The 21,076-nt window shown below is 60.1% G+C and carries 9 protein-coding genes; all 9 read left to right on the top strand.

Features of this window, described 5'->3' with window-relative positions:
- Positions 1 to 202 precede the first annotated feature (202 nt).
- The 9 genes from CH276_RS00510 to meaB all read left to right on the top strand — a co-directional run bounded on the left by CH276_RS00510 (position 203) and on the right by meaB (position 20,830).
- Positions 203 to 1,387, top strand: a complete 1,185-nt coding sequence (locus tag CH276_RS00510; RefSeq protein ID WP_015586168.1) for an NAD(P)/FAD-dependent oxidoreductase — start codon at positions 203 to 205, stop codon at positions 1,385 to 1,387.
- A gap of 99 nt (positions 1,388 to 1,486) precedes the next feature.
- Positions 1,487 to 13,108, top strand: coding sequence for a non-ribosomal peptide synthetase (locus CH276_RS00505; RefSeq protein WP_094617247.1), 11,622 nt, complete (start codon positions 1,487 to 1,489; stop codon positions 13,106 to 13,108).
- Complete coding sequence (locus CH276_RS00500) at positions 13,077 to 14,540, top strand: methylmalonyl-CoA mutase family protein (RefSeq protein WP_032364855.1); 1,464 nt, start codon at positions 13,077 to 13,079, stop codon at positions 14,538 to 14,540. Before CH276_RS00505 ends, CH276_RS00500 begins: the two co-directional genes overlap by 32 nt.
- A gap of 98 nt (positions 14,541 to 14,638) precedes the next feature.
- Complete coding sequence (locus tag CH276_RS00495; RefSeq protein ID WP_032382025.1) at positions 14,639 to 14,899, top strand: phosphopantetheine-binding protein; 261 nt, start codon at positions 14,639 to 14,641, stop codon at positions 14,897 to 14,899.
- Positions 14,896 to 16,479, top strand: coding sequence for an AMP-binding protein (locus CH276_RS00490; protein WP_015586172.1), 1,584 nt, complete (start codon positions 14,896 to 14,898; stop codon positions 16,477 to 16,479). The genes CH276_RS00495 and CH276_RS00490 overlap by 4 nt, the downstream gene beginning before the upstream one ends.
- Positions 16,476 to 18,320, top strand: a complete 1,845-nt coding sequence (locus CH276_RS00485) for a condensation domain-containing protein (protein ID WP_015586173.1) — start codon at positions 16,476 to 16,478, stop codon at positions 18,318 to 18,320. The genes CH276_RS00490 and CH276_RS00485 overlap by 4 nt, the downstream gene beginning before the upstream one ends.
- The gene (gene ccrA / locus CH276_RS00480; protein ID WP_015586174.1) at positions 18,304 to 19,626 is read left to right on the top strand and encodes a crotonyl-CoA carboxylase/reductase; all 1,323 of its coding nucleotides are present in this window, start codon (positions 18,304 to 18,306) and stop codon (positions 19,624 to 19,626) included. The genes CH276_RS00485 and ccrA overlap by 17 nt, the downstream gene beginning before the upstream one ends.
- Positions 19,623 to 20,078, top strand: coding sequence for a cobalamin B12-binding domain-containing protein (locus CH276_RS00475; RefSeq protein ID WP_015586175.1), 456 nt, complete (start codon positions 19,623 to 19,625; stop codon positions 20,076 to 20,078). Before ccrA ends, CH276_RS00475 begins: the two co-directional genes overlap by 4 nt.
- Positions 20,075 to 20,830 (top strand): methylmalonyl Co-A mutase-associated GTPase MeaB, encoded by a 756-nt coding sequence (gene meaB / locus CH276_RS00470; RefSeq protein ID WP_015586176.1) that lies wholly within the window; start codon positions 20,075 to 20,077, stop codon positions 20,828 to 20,830. Before CH276_RS00475 ends, meaB begins: the two co-directional genes overlap by 4 nt.
- Positions 20,831 to 21,076: the final 246 nt, after the last annotated feature.

The raw sequence follows: 21,076 nt of genomic DNA, 5'->3' as shown, positions 1-21,076 counted from the left end.
CAAGCGGAGTTTATAAATTGTGCTACTGCTCTCACGCACCTTGTCCGCCGCCATTCCGACTCGTCGAGCAGGTCAATCGTTCTACCTTCGGAATGAAGTTGGGATTCCGGGGGATTGCTTCCGGACCAAAATCCGGCAAAAGAGCCGACCGGCGAACGTGACCAAGTCGGTGTCATCGCCAGAGAAAGCCAGAAGGTTGGTAATGGATTACGACGTTGTTGTTGTTGGGGCGCGATGTGCCGGCGCTTCGGTGGCACTGCTGTTAGCCAGACAGGGGCGAAGTGTTCTGCTGGTCGATAGGGCCTCCTTTCCGGCGGACACCATGTCCACGTTGTATATCCAGCACCCTGGGGTCGTGAGACTCGCACAGTGGGGGATGCTCGATGATGTTGTGGCCTCCGGTTGTCCGCCTTTGGGCACTATTAGTCACGATGTGGATGGACTGAGTCTGATCGCTGCTACCCCGGCGAAGGACGGTGTTAATGCCGCTTACGCACCACGGCGGTACATACTCGACGATCTACTCATTCGAGCTGCCGTGTCAGCGGGCGCGGAGTTCTCGGATCGGACGTCGGTCCTAGAATTGATTTGGCACGACGAACGCGTCGCCGGAGTTCGCCTCCGGAGTGGAAATTCGACCACATCGGTGTCTGCTCGATTGGTTATTGGGGCCGACGGTATGCGATCAAAGGTCGCGGAACTTGTTCAGGCACCGATCCTCCGATCGGCACCCATAGCAAGCTGCGTGTACTACACCTTCTGGCAAGGCTTGCGAACAGGATTCGGATTCCATGAGCGAGTCGGCCGCTGGATAGCCCGTATTCCAACACATGACGACCTGACAATTGTGGCAGCTTACCTGCCGCAGAGCGAATTCTCGGTCGTTCGGCGGGACCCGCAGAGGGCGTACTTGTCCGCGATCGAATCGACAGCGCCGGATTTATACGAACAAATTATGGCACTCGACCGAGTGGATCGGTGGTGGGGTACGGGGGACCAACGCAACTATTTCCGTAAATCGCACGGTCCGGGCTGGGCATTGACGGGGGATGCGGCTCACCACCTTGACTCGATCAGCGCCCGCGGCATCACCAATGCGCTGATTCAAGCCGACCTGCTCACCGATTCTATTTCCGGGGTGGATGTCGGGAACTCGGTCGCAGTAGATGAGGCGATGGTGCACTTTGCACTGTCGACAGGAGCTGTTCTAGAGGAGCCGTACATGAGTACTCTCGCCCTGGCGAAGCTTCAACCGACGAAGTCCCGGTTGCGCATGCTGCATGCCATTGCCAATTCGCCCGAACTTACATCTCGGTACTTCGGTTTGGTTTCGGGGGCCATCGGGATGCGCGAATTTATGTCGGCCGAGCTCGTCGACTTGTTGTAGCTTGCTGATGAAATATTTCGGGTCTGAATCTAACGCTGAGGGTGGTCACCCGAGTGGTTCGCAAGGAAGTGTTTTGCTGGGCGCTGAAAGGGTTGAGCATTGATCCCGTTGTCTTTTGCGCAGCGTAGGCTGTGGTTTATCCACCAGTTGGAGGGATTGTCGTCAACTTACAATATTCCTCTGGTCTTACGCCTGACTGGTGAGCTCAGTGTTCATTCGCTGGGCAGGGCAATCGGCGATGTCGTGAGTCGACACGAAAGTTTGCGGACTGTTTTCCCCTCCCATGAGGGTGTGCCGGAGCAGCGTGTTCTTGGCTCGGCCGACGCAGACTTCGGCTGGGACGTAGTCGAAGCGTCAGGGTGGTCGACAGACGCGTTGAACGATGCAGTCGCACAGGCAGTGGGATACAAATTCGACCTCAGCTTTGAGATTCCGTTCCGAGCGCAGCTCTTCAGACTATCGGCCGATCAGCATGTATTGGTGCTCCTGATGCATCACATCGCGTCAGACGGCCAGTCCCTCACGCCCCTCGTACGCGACGTCGGGCTGGCGTACAGGGCCCATGTGGGCGTAGAGGTGCCTGCCTGGGTGCCGTTGCCATTGCGATATCGGGATTACACGCTCCGTCAGCGTGAGTCGCTCGGCGACGAGTCCGACCCCGACAGTGCGCTGAGCCGGCACCTCCTTTACTGGAAGAACACGCTAGCCGGATACGAGGGGCGGCTTGAGCTCCCAACCGACCGCCCTTATCCGGTCGTGGCCGACTATCGAGGCAATCGAATCCCCATCGAATGGCCCGTGTCGATGCAAGAGCAGGTGCGACAGTTGGCCCGGGAGCATCGTTCTACCGGCTTCATGGTGATTTCGACGGCGCTGGCGGTGCTGTTGTCCGAACTAAGCGGCACCTCCGATGTCGCTTTCGGTGTTCCAACTACGGGCCGACGTGACGCTGATCTTGCGGAGATGGTCGGTTTCTTCGCCAACACAGTAGTGCTCCGCGTTGATGTGTCTGCCAGTTCGACGTTCCGTCGCCTCTTGCAAAAAGTACGGGACGCGGTTTTGGACGCATTGGCCCACCAGGATGTCCCGTTCGACGCGCTGGTGGATCTCGTCAAACCTGCTCGGTCACAATCGCATCACCCACTGGTCCAGGTCATGCTCGGATGGCAGAACCAGATCTCCACGGAGTTGGACTTGCCGGGGGTGCTGGCAGAGGCGGTACCCACCATTTCTCGACAGGCCCGGATGGACTTGACCTTCAGTCTCCGGGAGCGGTACTCCGAGTTCGGCGAGCCGCAGGGAATCGACGGAGTGGTCGAGTACCGCTCTGATGTCTACGACGCTGCATCGGTCGAGACCATGATCGTCAGGCTTGGGCGAATCATCGCCGAGATGATCGCCGTGATCGACCAGCCAGTCATCTCGATCGACGTACTAGACAGAAACGAACACACTCATCTTGACCGCCTGGGCAATCGTTCTGCGCACTCTCAGACTGCCGCCAGTATATCCATAGCCGAACTGTTTGCAGCACAGGCGAATCGAGCGCCGGAAGCGCACGCCATGGTTTTCGAGGATCAGGTATGGACTTACAGGGAAGTTGACGAGGCCTCCACGCAACTGGCACATCTACTAGCCGTTCGTGGGGTACGCGGAGGAGAAGTTGTTGCTCTCATGCTCCCGCGTTCCAACAAGACAGTAATCGCGATCCTGGCAGTGTTGAAACTGGGCGCAACCTATGTACCCATTGACATCAAGCACCCCGATGAGCGGGTGGCGTTCATCTTGGGCGATGCCGCTCCAGCTGCCCTCGTGACCACTGCCGAACTGACTTGCCGGGTAGACTGTTTTGGTATCGAAGTTGTGGATGTCGACGACGACGCGATTGCCGTGCAGCCGGTTACGGCTCTGCCTGCGCCAGAGGCCGGCCAAGTCGCGTACATCATCTACACCTCCGGTACCACCGGTGTCCCCAAAGGGGTTGCCGTTACCCAGGCGAGCGTCACGCGATTGTTCAGCTCGACGGCTCCGGGGTTCGTGCCGTCCTCAAACCAGGTGTGGTCACTCTTCCACTCCTACGCGTTCGATGTGTCGGTATGGGAGATGTGGGGCGCGCTGCTACACGGTGGCCGACTGGTTGTCGTACCTGGAGAAATTGCCCAGTCCGCCAACGACTTTCATCAACTACTGCGAGACCAGAACGTATCCGTTCTGAGTCAGACACCGTCAGCATTTTATGCTCTGCAGGCAGTCGACATGCGCCGGCCGGGCGAGTCTCGGCTGAGCGGTCTAGAAGCGATTGTCTTCGCAGGCGAAGCTCTCGAACCGTCGAAGTTGCGACCTTGGCTAGATCAGCTGGATTCCTGGCCGCACCTGATCAACATGTACGGCACCACAGAGACCACCGTCCACGCATCGTTCCGGAGGATCGTTTCTTCTGACCTCGACAGCCATGTCAGTCCCGTGGGCGGTCCGCTTGCTGACCTTGCCTTCTTCGTATTGAATACCGGTCTCCGCCGCGTGCCGGTAGGAGTAGTCGGAGAGTTGTATGTGGCAGGTCATGGTGTCGGCCTGGGCTACTTGAAACGCATGGGGCTGACGGCGTCGCGGTTTGTTGCTTCTCCGCTCGGCCCGCCGGGCTCGCGGATGTACCGGACGGGTGACGTAGTGCGGTGGAACCGCGAGGGCGAGCTGGAGTATGTGGGCCGCTCGGACGACCAGGTGAAGATCCGTGGTTTTCGTGTTGAACCGGGTGAGGTCGAGGCTGCTCTTTCCCGTGTCGCGGGGGTGGAGCGCGCCGCGGTCGTGGTGAGGTCTTCGAGTTCGGGCAAGCAGCTGATCGGCTACGTCGTACCTGCGGAGACCGGTCCAAAAGTAAATGGTGCTGTGGTGCGTGGTGATGTGGCCGCGCACCTACCGGAGTACATGGTCCCCACAGTGGTGATGATCGTCGATGACCTACCGCTTACGGTCAACGGCAAGTTAGACAAGCAGGCATTGCCGAATCCAGAGTTCGCAGGCGGATCCTACCGAAATCCGTCGACCTTGGTTGAGGGAATTTTGGCTGAAATCTTTGCGCGTGTGCTGGACCTACCGCGGGTAGGGGTGGACGACTCGTTCTTCGACCTCGGCGGAAATTCGCTATCGGCGATGCGAGTGATCGCGGCCGTGCAGGAGTCGTTTGATTCATCGATCGGCGTGAAGGCGCTCTGGGAAGCCTCAACGGTATCGGGGTTCGCACGGTTGGTGGGTGGATCGCCGGGTGGCGGCGTGGCATGGGTCCCAGTAGCTCGTCCCAAGCGATTGCCGTTGTCGTTCGCTCAGCGTCGGCTGTGGTTCATCCACCAGATGGAAGGGCAGTCGGCGACGTACAACATACCGCTACTGATTCAGATTACCGGTTCTTTGGATGTCTGTGCGCTGCGCGCGGCGATCGCTGATGTTGTGGAGCGGCACGAGAGTCTGCGGACAGTGTTTCCAGCGGTGGCTGGTGTGCCGGAGCAGCGTGTCCTTGCAGCTGAGACTGACTTCGACTGGGACATCATTGACGCCACCACCTGGACGGAACTTCAAATATCCGACGCAGCGCGTGTTCGGGGTCAGCATGCTTTCGACCTAGCCGAAGACCTTCCTTTCCGCGCGGCGCTGTTTGTCGTGTCTGCCACTGACCATCGTCTGGTCGTGGTCATGCACCACATTGCAGTCGACGGGGGGTCACTTCCTCCGCTCCTGCGTGACCTATGGAGCGCCTACGGAGTCCGCGCTGCGGGCGAGTCGCCTTCCTGGTCGCCACTTCCCGTCCAGTACGCCGACTACACGCTTTGGCAACACGCTCTGCTGGGTGACGAAGCGGATTCGCAAAGCGTGCTCGCCGGGCAGTTGAAATTCTGGGAACACGCCCTGAAAGATCTACCCAGCAGGTTGGAGCTTCCCACGGACCGGTCGTACCCGGCGGAGACCGACACGAATGGGGGTCGAGTCGTCGTCGACCTGCCCGCGGATTTCCATGAATTGGCGCAGCGGATCGCGCGGGAACGCAATGCGACGACGTTCATGGTGATGTCGGCGGCGCTTTCGGTGCTGTTGGCGCGTTTGAGCGGGAGCGCGGATGTGGCGTTCGGGGTGCCGACGGCGGGGCGGGGGCGAACCGAGTTTGACGGCATGGTCGGGTTTTTCGTCAACACGCTGGTGTTGCGTACGCGGGTTTCAGCCGAGATGAACTTCGGTGATTTGTTGGAGGAGGTACGGGAGCGGAGCCTGGACGCGTTCGCGAACCAAGATGTGCCGTTCGATGCGCTTGTCGAGCGCCTCAATCCGGTCCGTACGCAGGCTCACCATCCGTTGATCCAAATCCTGTTCGCCTGGCAGAACGACCCGGTCCCCGACATCTCGGTGCCGGGTCTCGACGTGGAGACGGCGTCAGTCGACATCGGAGCCGCTCGAATGGACCTGGCATTCAGCCTGCGCGAGCGGTTCACTGCGGACGGTCAGCCCGATGGGATCAGCGGAATCGTCGAGTACCGCACCGACATCTTCAACGCCGAGACCGTAAAGCGCATGGCGGCTCGGTGGCAGCAGCTATTGATTGCGATGGCGGCGGGCCCGGATCGTCCTTTGGCTTCGTTCGACATCCTGGGTGAGGATGAGCTGACGCAGCTGGACGTACTGGGTAACAGGTCGGCTGTGACGGAGTCCGTTGCTGGCGTGTCGATTCCGGAGTTGTTCGCCGAGCAGGTGAGGGTGCGGCCGGACGTCATAGCGGTGGTGTTCGAGGGTCGGTCGTGGACGTATCAGGAGTTGGACGACACATCGACGCAGTTGGCTCATTTGTTGGCTGGGCGTGGGGTGGGAGTAGAGGACGTTGTTGCACTGTTGCTGCCACGTTCGGAACACACTGTGATAGCCATACTTTCGGTGCTGAAGCTGGGTTCTGCTTACTTGCCGATCGACATCAACACCCCTGACGAGCGCCTGGCATTCGTTCTACAAGACGCTGCGCCGGCCGCGATTTTGACCACGGTGAGCCTCGCTGGTCGCGTCAGTAAGTCCGGGGTCCCACTGATAGATGTCGAGGATCCCAAGGTCGCTGAACAGCCGACGACGACGTTGCCGGTGCCGAATGCTGACCTCCTCGCGTACATCATCTACACCTCAGGAACGACAGGCACACCCAAAGGCGTCTCGGTCACCCACCGCGGCGTCAATGACCTCATCGCTACCCACATCGCGCGCCTCGCCAATGTCGAGGACCCGACCACCGGCACTCTGGAACCCCACCACCACGTATGGACGCTGTTCCATTCATACGCATTCGACTTCGCGGTCTGGGAGATGTGCGGCGCGCTTCTGCACGGGGGACGGCTGGTCGTGGTTCCCGAAGAGGTTGCCTACTCTCCTTCCGATTTCCATAACCTGCTCGTAAACGAAGAAGTAACGGTGCTGACCCAGACACCGTCGGCGTTGGCACGGCTGTCTCCCGAGGGGCTACCGTCGATCGCGCTACTTCTACTCGGGGGAGAGACGTGCCCAGCCCAGCTAATCGAGCGATGGGTGACGCCTGAGCGAGCCGTGATCAATGCTTATGGCCCGACCGAGTGCACCGTCTACGTTTCGATGACCGAACCGCTAGTCCCTACAGGGGCAGTGCCGATCGGTGCCGCTGGCTCCGGCACTGCGTTGTTTGTGTTGGATTCCGGTTTGCGGCGGGTTCCGATCGGTGTGGTTGGTGAGTTGTATGTCGCGGGGCGGGGTGTGGCACGCGGTTATGTGCGACGGCCGGGCTTGACGGCATCGCGATTCGTCGCGTGTCCGCTCGGCCCTTTGGGTTCGCGGATGTATCGCACCGGCGATCTGGTTCGTTGGAATCACGACGGCGAGCTGGAGTATGTGGGTCGCTCTGACGATCAGGTGAAGATTCGTGGTTACCGCATCGAAATCGGTGAGATCGAATCGGTGCTCCGGACGGCCCCCGGAGTAGGACAGGCTGCGGTCGTCGTCCATGAGGACCACCCAGGGTACAAACGGCTGATCGGCTACGTCGTTCCCCACACAGACTGGGCGGGCGAGTTGGATGGCAACCAATTGCGCCGCTTGACCGACGCGTGGCTGCCCGAATATATGTCGCTTGCGGCGGTCGTGGTCCTCGATGCATTGCCCATGACGAGTAACGGCAAGCTTGACAAAAAGAGGCTTCCGGTACCTCAACTAGGACAATCGAACCAATACCGAGCACCGACTACTCCACTCGAGGAGAGCCTGGTTGACATCTACGCGCGCGTACTGAATGTGGAGAAAGTTGGAGTCGACGATTCGTTCTTCGATCTAGGCGGCGACAGCATCTCGTCCATTCAGGTGGTGTCCCGGGCCCGGCAAGTCGGTTTGTACTGCAAGCCCCGCGACATCCTGGTGGAGCGAACCGTGGCACGACTTGCCCACGCTCTCCAGCTCTCGGTCCCGGAGCAGTCTCTCCTTCGGCCGGCTGAGGCTGGGCCCGTCACGGCAACGCCGATCATGCGGTGGCTGGCATCTCTCACGGCACCGACAGACGAGTTCAACCAAACCATGTTGTTCCAGGGGCCGCAGCAGGCGAAGTACAGCGACGTGGTGTTGTTACTACAGGCATTGGTCGATCGGCACGCCATGCTCCGGTTGCAGGTGGACAACGCCCCGACTGAGGACGCGGACAACTGCATCGTCCTACCAACAGGCTCGATCAGCGCAGCCGACTGTGTAACCCCCGTCGTGGACTTCTCCGATACCACGTTTGCCAATGCCTTGAGCCGTCTTGACCCGCGTCGAGGAGCCATGGTGCATGGGCTGTGGGCTGAGCGCACCCGCCAGCTGTTGCTCATCGTCCACCACCTCGCGGTCGACGCGGTCTCCTGGGGAATCATCCAAAGGGATCTCGCAACGGGTTGGCGCTGCCTCACCGAGCGGCGAGAAATTACCCTGGATGCCAGCGGCACCTCGTTCCGTGAGTGGTCAACGATGTTGGCGCAGTACGCTGCCGAGCGGAAAGTCACTGACCAGCTTCCGCATTGGCAGCGCATTGAAGCCGTTGCCACCCTGCTGCCCAGCCCGCACCCGACTCCTGGTATCTGGCGCGATGTGGAGCATCTGTCGGTCAGCATCGACACGGAGCTAACCGAAGTGCTGGTAACCGACGTGACTGCGGCTCTGCACATCAACGTTCAGGATCTGCTGCTCATCGCACTCGGTTCTGCCCTCGCTGAACAGCACCAGCACTTCGACGTCCCTTTCCGCATCGACGTGGAGAGCCACGGACGTCGCGATGAAATCGGCAGTGGGATCGATTTGACCAACACCGTCGGATGGTTCACCGCAAAGCACCCGGTCGCTTTGAACGTCGTACCCATGGACCGTGACACTGTTCTGACCGGGGGCTCGGACATGGGTATCTGGATAAAGGACGCCAAGGAACAGCTGCGTGCCCACCCCGACGGAATCACCTACGGTCTTCTCAAGTATCTAGGCACCAACAATCTGTCTGGCGTAGATCCCGCCATCGGCTTCAACTACCTCGGCCGGCGCAGCGTGAGCCAGCTCGACGCACCCCTCGAAGATTGGCGGATCCTCGGACCGACTGAATCGCCTGATGCTCGACGCTTTGGTTCCCGCTCGATGCTGTTGCCGCACACAGTCGGCATCAATGCAGCCGTGCTAGCCGAAGGTTCGCAGTCAGAACTACACGTGTCCTGGAGTTGGACGAGCACACAGGTGGATCGCTCCTATATCACCGAGCTGTACGCGCGCTGGTATGACGTTCTAGCTGGAATTGCGGCGTACGTGCAGAACGGCGGCGGAGGACTGACTCCCTCCGACGTCCTGCCGGCGGTGGTCAATCAGCGGCAGATCGATCAACTCGCACAAATCGTGGAACCAGCAGACCTTCTCCCGCTGACTCCGCTTCAAACCGGGCTGCTTTTCCATCGCCGTTCCGGCAGTAATGAACCCGTAGAGCTGTACACCGTGCAACTGGGTATCGAGATTGCTGGCGTACTCGACGTGCCGCGCTTGCGCGAGGCCGCTCATACAGTCGTCGGACGCCACCCCAACCTAATGGCTCGGTTCGTCTCCGAGGGTTTCCCCGAGCCGGTGCAGATCATTCCGACACGCCCAGACATACCGTGGACGGTAGTTAACGGCTACGAGTGCGATCAGAGGCTGCTGGATGCAGAGCTCGCCGCCTGCGGCAACCTCGTAGATGAGGCACCGCTACGGATTCTCCTTCATCAGACTGGGACGAATAAGCACACGCTGGTGCTATCCGTCCATCACATCGTGGTGGACGGTTGGTCAATCCAGATTCTGCTCAAAGAGATGTTCGCCGTCTACGAACGGGAGACTCTGGCACCCGCGCCCACCTTCCGAAATTACGTCGAGTGGCTATCCGCCCAGGACTGGAGCGCGGCGCGGCGGCATTGGCAGAAGCTGCTGGCGGGACTTCAAACGCCGACCTTGTTAGATCCAGGAGATCGCTTCACTGATGCGCGATCGCTGTTGCGAGTCGACCTCCCTATCGACGTCACGCGTTCTGTTGAGCAGTTGGCTCGCTCGCAAAACACGACCATGAACATCGTGCTACAGGCCGCCTGGGGCCGTCTGCTGGGCGCATTGACTGGCAGCGGAGACGTCGTCTTCGGCACTACCGTATCGGGGCGGCCAGCAGAACTGTTCGGCAGCGAGTCGGCGGTGGGCATGTTCATCAACACCGTCCCGGTAAGAGCATCCCTGACCGCGACGACGACCACGGCTGAACTGATCGGCATGCTGCGGGACGACTACCACGATGGGCTAGACCACCAGTTCGTGGCCCTGGCCGATATCCAGCGCGCCGCGGGACATCAACAACTGTTCGACACCCTCTTCGTCTACGAGAACTACCCACTGAGGATGTCCGGCGGGCAGCTCGAGACAAACGGACTGAGCGTACGCATAGCCTCAAGTCGCGAGTTCACTCACTATCCAATCGCCTTACAGATCTGGCCCGGTCCACAGCTGAGGGTGCGGCTGGAATACCGCATGGCGGTCCTCGACGAGCGGTTGGCCAAGCAAATCCTGGTATGGCTCCAGACACTATTGATTGCGATGGCGGCGGGCCCGGATCGTCCTTTGGCTTCGTTCGACATCCTGGGTGAGGATGAGCTGACGCAGCTGGACGTACTGGGTAACAGGTCGGCTGTGACGGAGTCCGTTGCTGGCGTGTCGATTCCGGAGTTGTTCGCCGAGCAGGTGAGGGTGCGGCCGGACGTCATAGCGGTGGTGTTCGAGGGTCGGTCGTGGACGTATCAGGAGTTGGACGACACATCGACGCAGTTGGCTCATTTGTTGGCTGGGCGTGGGGTGGGAGTAGAGGACGTTGTTGCACTGTTGCTGCCACGTTCGGAACACACTGTGATAGCCATACTTTCGGTGCTGAAGCTGGGTTCTGCTTACTTGCCGATCGACATCAACACCCCTGACGAGCGCCTGGCATTCGTTCTACAAGACGCCAAACCAGCAGCAATAGTGACAACGGTAGCGCAATTGCACCGGGTCGATGAGAGCAAAGTGGCAGTCGTGACCCTCGGGGGCAGGGTCACCGTCGAACCTCCCACTGTCACCTTTCCATTCCCCCATCCAGAACTGACGGCCTATGTCATCTACACCTCAGGAACGACAGGCACACCCAAAGGCGTCTCGGTCACCCACCAGAACGTGACGCAACTGTTCACCAGACCCGCACGGACGTCCGAATTGTCGCCAGGACAGGTGTGGTCGATGTTCCATTCGTACTCGTTCGATGTGTCGGTGTGGGAGATGTGGGGCGCTCTGCTGCACGGTGGCCGCTTAGTCATAGCCTCTGAGGACACGGCCAACTCTGCCACCGACTTTCATGACCTACTTGTGAACGAAAGTGTTTCGGTTCTGACCCAGACCCCGTCCGCCCTCGGCCGGCTGTCACCGCAGCGGCTGAGCGCATTGAGGACCATTTTTGTGGGGGGTGAGGCGTGCTCGCCCGAACTTGTCGATCGGTGGGCTTCAGGCCGAGAAATGATCAACTCCTACGGTCCTACCGAAAGCACCGTTTACGCCTCTATGAGTGCGCCCATGAAGCCTGGTCATGGAGCTCCTATCGGTACGCCGGTGCCGGGTGATGCGTTGTTTGTGTTGGATTCCGGTTTGCGGCGGGTTCCGATCGGTGTGGTTGGTGAGTTGTATGTCGCGGGGCGGGGTGTGGCACGCGGTTATGTGCGACGGCCGGGCTTGACGGCATCGCGATTCGTCGCGTGTCCGCTCGGCCCTTTGGGTTCGCGGATGTATCGCACCGGCGATCTGGTTCGTTGGAATCACGACGGCGAGCTGGAGTATGTGGGTCGCTCTGACGATCAGGTGAAGATTCGTGGTTACCGCATCGAAATCGGTGAAGTGGAAGCAACACTCGCTGCCTTGACCGGAGTGGAGCGTGCGGCAGTGGTGGCCCGTGATACCGATACCGGCAAGCAGTTGATTGGCTACGTCGTACCTACCGAGGTGTCTGCGGGAATCGATGGTGGGGCGCTGCGCGAACGAGTTGCCGCGCGATTGCCTGCGTACATGGTTCCGGCCGTGGTGATGGTCATCGACGAGTTGCCGTTAACTGTCAACGGCAAGCTGGACAAATGGGCGTTGCCCGAGCCGCAATTCGCCAGCGGCGTTCACAGAGCGCCGTCATCTCCGGTTGAAGAAATTATCTCCGGCATTTTCACGAAGGTTCTCGACCTGCCGCGAGTCAGCGTGGACGACTCCTTCTTCGACCTGGGCGGCAACTCGCTCTCTGCGATGCGTGTCGTAGCCGCCGTGCAGGAAACCTTCGACTGTGAAATCAGCGTCCGTGCACTCATGGAAGCCCCCACCGTAGCGGGCCTGAGCAAACAACTCTTCAACTGGTCCAGTTCCGACGAGATACCTCAGGTCGTGAAGTTGTGCCGAGGGCCAGGGCGTCCACTTTTCTGCATACACCCTGGTGGGGGCGTCAGCTGGGCGTACCGCGCCTTGGGAAGCATCGTGCAGCGCCCAATATTCGCTATTCAGCAAACCGTCGACGGCGAACGTCCGCGTACGGTCCGCGAAATGGCCGGCGAGTATGCCGACCTCGTCCAGTCAGTCCAGCCCGATGGGCCCTACGACCTGCTGGGATGGTCCTTCGGTGGTGTCGTCGCCCACCAGATGGCTACCGTGCTGGAACGGAGAGGGGCGCACGTACGTCGGCTAATACTGTTGGACGCAGCTCTAGTAGAACCCGGTACGACACGCTCGCCAGACGCGGATTTCAATGAGACCGACGTCCTGCGGCATTTCGTGTCCAAGAACGTCGACCTGCCCGATCTGAAAGAATTGACCTCTTACGAGCAGGCCACGGAATGGCTGGAAACTCATTCGTCACTCGGCGCAGCTATTCCGCCAGCTTGGATGATCAGCCACGTCGTTCGCAATCTCCGATTCAATTCTGACCTCTGGCACGGCCACACACCGGACCTATTCGGGGGCGGCGCTGTGGTGTTCCAGGGAAGCGATCACGAACGCGATCCAGGTTATTCAAGAGACTGGACACGTTTTATCGCTCGTCCAGTCACGGAGATCGCAGTGGAGTGCGAACACAACGACATGTTGAGTCCCGATGCGTTGGACGCCTACGGCGACCGGCTGCGTGCAGAACTGGAAGGCGACGATTATGAGTAAACCAGGCGAGTTTCCTTATGAGGCAGGTATTCATCCCAAGGGCTATGTGTCTAGGCCATGGACGATCAGGCAATTGGCTGGGCTTGGCGACGGCGTAGACACCAATAGGCGGTTCCATTATCTCCTCGACCAAGGCGAGACAGGTCTTTCGTTGGCTTTCGACCTGCCCACCCAGCTCGGACTCGACCCGGACGATCCAACGGCTGCCGGTGAGGTCGGTCGCGCCGGGGTCTCGGTGTCCACCGTCGACGACTTGGCCGCAGTGTTCGACGGAATACCGCTGGATCAGGTGTCAGTCTCTTTCACCATCAATGCGACCGCACCGATGATCTTGGCCCTATGGATCGTGGTTGCCGAAGAATCAGGCGTCAACCCTGCGCTATTACGTGGCACTTTGCAGAACGAAATGCTGAAAGAGCACGCGGCTCGCAAGGCGTTCGTGTTCGACTTGGACGACAGCTTCCGCTTCTCGTTAGACGTTATCGAGTACTGCATACGCAACTTGCCCAAGGTCAATCCGGTATCGATCTCGGGTGGACACGCCCGTGAAGCCGGTGCGAGCCGAGCAATGGAAGTGGCGCTCGGCATCGCTGATGCGGAGACGTACTTGCAAGGGATGCTGGAGCGGGGGTTTACCGTCGACGAGGTCGCACCCCGGCTCAGCTTCATCTTTGGGACCCATATGGAGGTTCTTGCCGAGGCGGCCAAGTTCCGTGTCCTACGCAGGATGTATGCCCGCCGCATGGTGGACCTCTTCGGCGCTGCTGACGCGAAGTCGAGCCGCATGCGTGTTCAGGTCAATACTTTCGGCTCCGCTCTCGCCGCCTCCGAACCGCTCAACAACATCGCGCGTACGACCATTCAGGCCGTAGCGGCCGTCCTCGGCGGGGTGCAGTCTCTGCATGTGTGCGGCTTCGACGAGGCCGAACAAACGCCTGGGCAGCTATCGGCACGCATTGCGCTGAGGATTCAGCAGATCATCTTGAAGGAAACCGATCTAGCCAGATACGTCGACCCCCTCGGCGGGTCCGAGGCAATAGCTCGCATCGCCGATGAAATCGAAGCAGAGGCTACGGGGTGGCTAGATGACATCGCTGCCCATGGTGGCTTGTTGGACTGTCTGCGCAGTGGCTGGCTGGAATCGCGCATTGACGACATGGCCTACGCCACCCGCGGCCCCGTCGTCGGCGTCGTCGAAGCCGAGAGTTCCGAAGAAGAGGAGTGGCTCACTGAAAGGCAACTGCGTTCGGGTGTCGTACCGGGCCGCCGCCGTCCCTTCGAGCGCGGGGTTTGTAGCGCAGAACTACGTGCTGTGACCGATGACGTGGCCGCGGGCCGCAATGTCATGAATTCGATGATCGCAGCAGCACGGGCTCGGGCCAGCATCGGCCAAATGCAACGGGCGGTGGCAGAAGGGCTCGAATCGAAATGACCGCATCTAACCGGAGCAGCAGCAGTCCGGGTCAATCCCGTACCCAAACACACTCAAGGGTGCAGCCAACTGACCACTCGGATGGGGAGCAGAGAAATATGAGCAAACAACGGATGGCTACCACTATTACGAGTTTCTGGGAACGGGCTCTCGGCGAAGAAAATCTCACGCTCGATGACAATTTCTTCGATTTGGGCGGTGATTCGCTCACGGCCGCGAAAATCCTTGCCCTTATCCAGCGGGAGTATGGGCTGCAAGCGGAATTGCATCTAATTTTTAACAACCCCACCATCGAAGAATTCGTGGAGGCCGTTGATGAAGAACTAGCAGGGGTAGCGCCGCGGGGAGAAGATGCATGACCGCCCCAAAATTCAAGTCACTGTGGGGAGGTCCGGCGACACCCGATTGTCACTTAACTGGATTTGTTCGCCGTGTCACCCACGATCCGGGGCGTACGGCTGTAGTCGACGCCGATCGTTCGTACACCTACGGAGAACTGGCAGCTTGGGCGCAAACGGTGTCGTCCAACTTGACGCTGGCCGGCGTGAACGTAGGAGACCGGGTTGCGGTATCGCTTCCGCGAGGCGCGGGTGCAGTCGCTGCATTACTCGGGGTGCTGCTGCATGGAGCGACGTACGTCCCGTTGGACCCCGAGTACCCCGTGGAACGGATTCAGTTCATGGTGGATGACTGCGCACCTCGCGCCCTAATCGCCACCACGCGATCACGTGTGAACCACCACGCCCCGCTGGTCGACATCGGGCTGCCCCCCGGAGTAACCCAACCGATCGACCTGCGCGCCGTCGCGTGCGATGCCGCACTTCCGGTCTACATCATCTACACATCCGGATCGACCGGCTGGCCGAAGGGCGTAGCGCTGAACCATCTCTGCATCGACACAATGGTCGATTGGCAAACATCCCACTCACCCCACCCCGAACTACGCACCGCACAGTTCGCCCCGCTAAATTTCGACGTCTCGTTCCAGGAGATATTGGGCACGCTGTGCGGCGGCGGCACGCTTGCGATCATGCCGGAGAAGCTACGCCGTGAACCAGCCCAATTGCTTCGATGGCTCTCCGATCAACGAATCGAGCGGCTGTTCGTCCCATTCGTTGCGTTGCAGATGCTGGCAGTGACGGCCCAGCGGGACATGCTGGCGCAACTGTGCTTGGTCGAGGTAAATACCGCCGGTGAGCAAGTAGTGTGCTCGGAAGATATTCGCGCAATGTTCGCATGTATGCCCGGCTGCCGGCTGGTCAACCACTACGGACAAAGCGAATCCGCCATGGTGACCTCGCACATCCTGGGGCCCGATCCGTATGCCTGGCCCAATCTGCCACCAATCGGCGAACCCCTGCCGGGATGCGAACTACTCATCGCGCCGGAAGTTCCAGAAACTCCGAACATCGGAGAGCTTCTCGTATCCGGAAATCCATTGTCGGATGGATATCTGGGGCGTCCCGAGCTGACAGTGGAGCGCTACGTCAGCATCCTTCCCTCACCAGCCGGTAACACCCGAGCCTTCCGTACCGGTGACCTGGTGGAGCTGACAGACAGCGGCTTGCGCTTCCTATCCCGAATGGACAGCCAGATCAAAGTGCGGGGAATCCGCGTTGATCTCCTAGAAATCGATGCGCAGTTGCTAACAGCTCCCGACTTCGCTGCAGCGGCGACGGTCATGGTGGTGACTAAGTCCGGCCATGCCAGCCTGCGCGCCGCAGTAGTCCTTCGTGAGGGCTGCACCGGCCCAGTCGAGGCCAACGCTCTTAAGCGACTACGCAAGGTACTGCCCGAGGTTTCGGTCCCTGTTTCGGTGACGGAACTGCCCGAACTGCCCAGGACCCCCAGCGGGAAGGTTAATCGTGAGAGAGTCGCTGAGCTCATCGCAGATGACTGCCGGCGGCGTCGCCGACACAGTCAGGGCGGTGACGAATGACCACAATCCTGCACGATAGGCCCGCCGATGCGGGCCAATACGCACTCTGGGCCGAAGCCACGATTGATCCCTCGATTAGTGGCGGCGGATATTTCGTGGCGACCTTTCGCGGTGTACTTGACGAGCATCACCTCGAGGCCGCTGCGCGCGCCGTGCTTGAACGACACGAGCCGCTGCGGTCGGTGCTGCGGCTTGTGCGGGGACAGTTGCGCCAGTGCGTCCTGCCGGCACTTGAGGCATGTTCTTTCGAGCGCGCCACTATCCCATGCGAAGACGGCTCCGAGTCGGCGGCGGTCCGAGAATGGTGCAAGCAGCGCGAACAGGACAAGCGCTGGGACCTAGCCACCGAGGCACCAATTCGTTTCCAACTTCTAACCCATGCTCCCAACCGCTGCTCGATGGTCTTCGAGGCTCATCACGCCGGCTTTGACGGGCGCAGCAAGTTTATTGTCGCCCGCGATTTCTCGAACTATCTGGGGAAACTGAGAATCGGCCATCAAGTGAATCCGACGCCGCTGGCCGCGCCCAGTACGCCCGTTGCCACGGAGGCAGTCACCGCGGAGGCCATCGAATTTTGGCGTACTGCTATCGACAAACGGATGCCCTTGACACTTCCCGAGGGCGGCCGTCTGGGGCAGCGGTCCATTGCTGCCTCGCCGACAATCGAACTGGAGCCCTCAGCGGTTGCCGCCCTTCGCGCGATCGCTCAAAACCTGCAGGTGAGCACATTCACGATGCTTTTCGCAGCGCTCACTCGACAAATGACGGCTTACGACAACATTGATCCGGTGTTGTCTGTGGCTTCGGACGTCAGTGACGAACACACCGGACATGTCGCCGGCTTGCAAACCAACGTGGTCCCCGTATCCATCGAAACCTCCCGCCAGATGGCGACGGAAAAATCCGTTGCCTCGGCCCGCCGGGCGCTCACACACTTGGCTCGCTATCGCCGCGTCCCGTTCGTGGACCTGGTGTCCGGTGTGCCCGGCAGACCCCTCGCTCGGCTCAGTACTGAGCTCGGCCTGTCATTTCCCCGTCCGCCAGCCCAACTTGACCTGGAAATCCCCGGCCTACGTTCGGAGTGGGAGTTTTTCACGCCAAACACAAACGCTGCTTTGGCCAGAACGCTGCAGATCCGTGCGCACTGGCCGCAGTGCCGGGTGCGGCTCGACTATCGCCAGGATCTGATGGGTGCAGCGGAAGCAGAAATATTTCTTGCCGATTTTCGCACTGCTGTCACAGATCTCGCTTCAGACCGAGAAACATCCTTGGTCAGCTCTACGAGCAAAGTCCGGCCCCGAGCAGCCGGCGCGGGGACCCCGTACATCTGTGCTGGCGTCCGCGCGGGGACACTATGTAACGACGACGCTCCCCACCCTCCGCGCTTGATGCCATCGGACGGTGTGAGATTCACCGTGCGTGGCCGGTCGGAACAGTTACTGCCCTGTTGTATAGCGGGCACGATCTGGGTTCATCTCGCCGACGGCCGCGAGGTTTGCACCGACGACTGTGGGTACGTCGCGGCAGACGGCGAGATGCGACACCTAGGACCTCGGGAGGGTCGGTGGATCCGCACCCGAAGCCTCATTGATGCCTCCGCAGTCGCCCGCGTCGCCCGAACCCACACTTGGGTACGAGAGGCGGAAGTGCAGCTGGTGAGGGGCCGTACCGACACCGCGGTGCTCAGTGTGTCTGGACCAACTCGCAATGTCCCGAGCGCACGAGAAATCCGAGCACATCTGCGGACTTTTCTGCACGCCAGTGATCTGCCTGGACGTATCAAAATCACCTGTACCGACACCCTACCGACGAACAAGGATGACAATGAACGAACTCTCTGAAGCTGTAATCGCGGGTGCCTCTCCGGACGTACTTGAGAGCCTTCCCGTCCCACCTGAATACAACGCCGCCTACCTAGATGTAGAAGACATCCAGATTTTCGCCGGCGTCGAGGACAAAGACGTTCGAAAGTCGATTCACCTCGGCAGTGTGCCCATGCCGGAACTTGCTCCTGATGAGGTGTTGGTCGCTGTTATGGCAGCGGCGATGAACTACAACACAATCTGGTCCGCTACCTTCGAGCCGATCCCCACTTTCAACTTCCTGCGGCACTACGCAAAACAGGGCGGCTGGGCCTCTCGTCACGACCAGCCGTACCACGTACTGGGGTCGGACGCAGCCGGGGTGATCGTGCGCGTCGGGGCCGGTGTGCGCAAGTGGAAGGTCGGGGACCATGTCGCCGTAGGGACGGCTCATGTCGATGACCAGGAACCGCTCACCCATCACGACGGCATGCTCGGCCACGAGCAGCGAGCATGGGGGTTTGAGACAAACTTCGGAGGCCTCGCTGACTATGCGGTCGTCCGCGCGAGTCAATTACTACCCAAGGCAGCGCACCTCACCTGGGAAGAGGCTGCCAGCAACCCATTGTGCGCGGGAACGGCCTACCGGATGCTCGTCAGCGAGCGCGGTGCCAACATGCGTCAAGGCGATGTAGTCCTCATTTGGGGCGCGGCGGGTGGCCTCGGTGGCTACGCCGTGCAATTCGTCCGCAACGGCGGCGGCATACCAATCGGCATAGTCAGCTCGGACGCAAAAGCCGAGGTCGCCCGCAAGCTTGGCTGTGAGCTGGTCATCGATCGGCGCGAGATCGGTGAGATTTCCGCTGACCCGGACGCCACCGTCGCGGCAGGAAAACTGCTGGGCAAGATCATCAGGCGAGAGATCGGAGAGGATCCGAACATCGTCTTCGAGCACGTTGGCCGCGAGACCTTCGGCCTCTCGGTATTCGTGGCCCGCCGCGGCGGCACAATCGTCACCTGTGGATCGAGCACGGGTTACCAACACACGTTCGACAACCGCTACTTGTGGATGCGCCTGAAAAGAATAGTAGGCAGCCACGGGGCGAATTTGTACGAGCAGTGGCAGACGAACCGCCTCATCCAGCGCGGCCAAGTGCAACCTATGTTGTCTGAAGTGCACCCGTTTCAAGAGACACCAGAAGCCGCACGCAGGATTCAACTAAACGAGCACCTCGGCAAAGTTGGCATACTTTGCCTAGCACCCTCGAGTGGGCTCGGTGTCACCGACGTCGACCTGCGTTCCCGGATCGGCGAGGCGCGGATCACACCGCTGGTGACGGCATGACAGCTCCGAACCCGAGCTTCGACGCAGGAAAGGCCGAAGGCCGCGTGCATCGTGTCCGAGTGGTGGTTGCCAAACCTGGGCTGGATGGCCACGATCGCGGTGCCAAAGTGGTGGCGCGCGCACTTCGTGATGCCGGCATGGAAGTTATCTACACCGGATTGCGTCAGACACCCGAGCAAATCGTCCGCACCACTTTGGAAGAGGGTGCCGACGCTGTCGGTCTGTCACTGCTATCGGGCGCTCACATGGAACTGGTACCCCGCGTAATCGAGCTGTTGGCCGAGAATAACGCGATGGAGATACCCATCTTCTGTGGCGGCGTCATTCCACCTGGAGACGCACGCAAGCTCGCTGAAATGGGAGTGCTCCGGGTCTTTACCTCTCGGGATTCCCTTCAGGAGATCACCCGTTGGGCACAAACGAACCTACATCCGCTCAAGGAGACGGAGTGACGAGGCACCAGAACTGTCAGACCTTGGAGTCTGCACGGCAAGGCAATATCAGGGCGCTGGCGCAACTAATGACTCGCGCGGAGAACTACGCCATCACTGAGGTTGACGTCATCTCTCCGGCTGCACCGGACCACCCCCGAACCGCCTGTACGGTGATTGGCTTGACAGGTCCTCCTGGTGTCGGAAAGTCGACGTTGATTTCATGTCTTATCGCCGAGTACCGCAAGCGGGGTCAGCGCGTGGCAGTGCTCTGCTTTGATCCGTCATCGCCGATAACCGGCGGTGCGCTCCTCGGTGACCGCATCCGTATGCAGGAGCACTCAGATGATCCCGGAGTTTTCATTCGGTCAGTGTCCAGTCGTGGCCATCTCGGAGGACTTTCGGCCACGGCCAGGACAATGATCGCGATCCTGTCTGAGATCGAATTTGACAGGATCTTGATCGAGACGGTCGGAACCGGGCAGTCAGAGGTGGAAATCGCATCAATCGCGGACGACACCATCGTTGTTCTAGCGCCTGGAGCAGGTGACGGCATCCAAATGGCCAAGGCTGGTGTTCTGGAAATCGCCGACCTCTACGTCGTAAACAAGGCAGATCAGAACGGAGTCCACGCAGTACTTCGCGAACTCCAGGCCGTGATCGAGCTTGGTCAACGCGACGTCCCCATTGTGACGACTACCGCCAGCCGTCAAGAAGGGGCCGCCGAGGTAGTTAGAGCCCTTGAGGCCAAGCGAAAATCTCCTATGACGTAGAGCTGGAGCAGATCGTTCCTCCAGTCATTACCTCTGCCGCGCTTTGCAAAGCAGCGAAGCTTTGGGCCACCGTTAGGTGATCGAAGTCTGCGACATCGACGGGGACACCTGCATGGCACGAAATCACCTGCGCAGCGGCTTGAACTGGGCCCGAGTCAAGGGTTGGGCTGAATTTGACGACCTAGGCAACCAAGCAAAGTAGGGACTGTTGGCAGAGTTCAGATTGACTGATCTTGTAAATATCAG

Origin of the sequence: Rhodococcus sp. 06-470-2 (assembly GCF_002258235.1) — a bacterium.
Taxonomy (GTDB): Bacteria; Actinomycetota; Actinomycetes; order Mycobacteriales; family Mycobacteriaceae; genus Rhodococcoides.
The sequence above is the reverse complement of the archived record's forward strand: the minus strand, read 5'-3'. Positions and strand labels throughout refer to the sequence as shown.

Excerpts from the sequence above, each read along its gene's own strand:
- ccrA (WP_015586174.1), top strand. The coding sequence starts at position 18,304 with ATGAACGAACTCTCTGAAGCTGTAATCGCGGGTGCCTCTCCGGACGTA.
- CH276_RS00510 (WP_015586168.1), top strand. The coding sequence starts at position 203 with ATGGATTACGACGTTGTTGTTGTTGGGGCGCGATGTGCCGGCGCTTCG.
- CH276_RS00485 (WP_015586173.1), top strand. The coding sequence starts at position 16,476 with ATGACCACAATCCTGCACGATAGGCCCGCCGATGCGGGCCAATACGCA.
- CH276_RS00490 (WP_015586172.1), top strand. The coding sequence starts at position 14,896 with ATGACCGCCCCAAAATTCAAGTCACTGTGGGGAGGTCCGGCGACACCC.
- CH276_RS00475 (WP_015586175.1), top strand. The coding sequence starts at position 19,623 with ATGACAGCTCCGAACCCGAGCTTCGACGCAGGAAAGGCCGAAGGCCGC.
- CH276_RS00495 (WP_032382025.1), top strand. The coding sequence starts at position 14,639 with ATGAGCAAACAACGGATGGCTACCACTATTACGAGTTTCTGGGAACGG.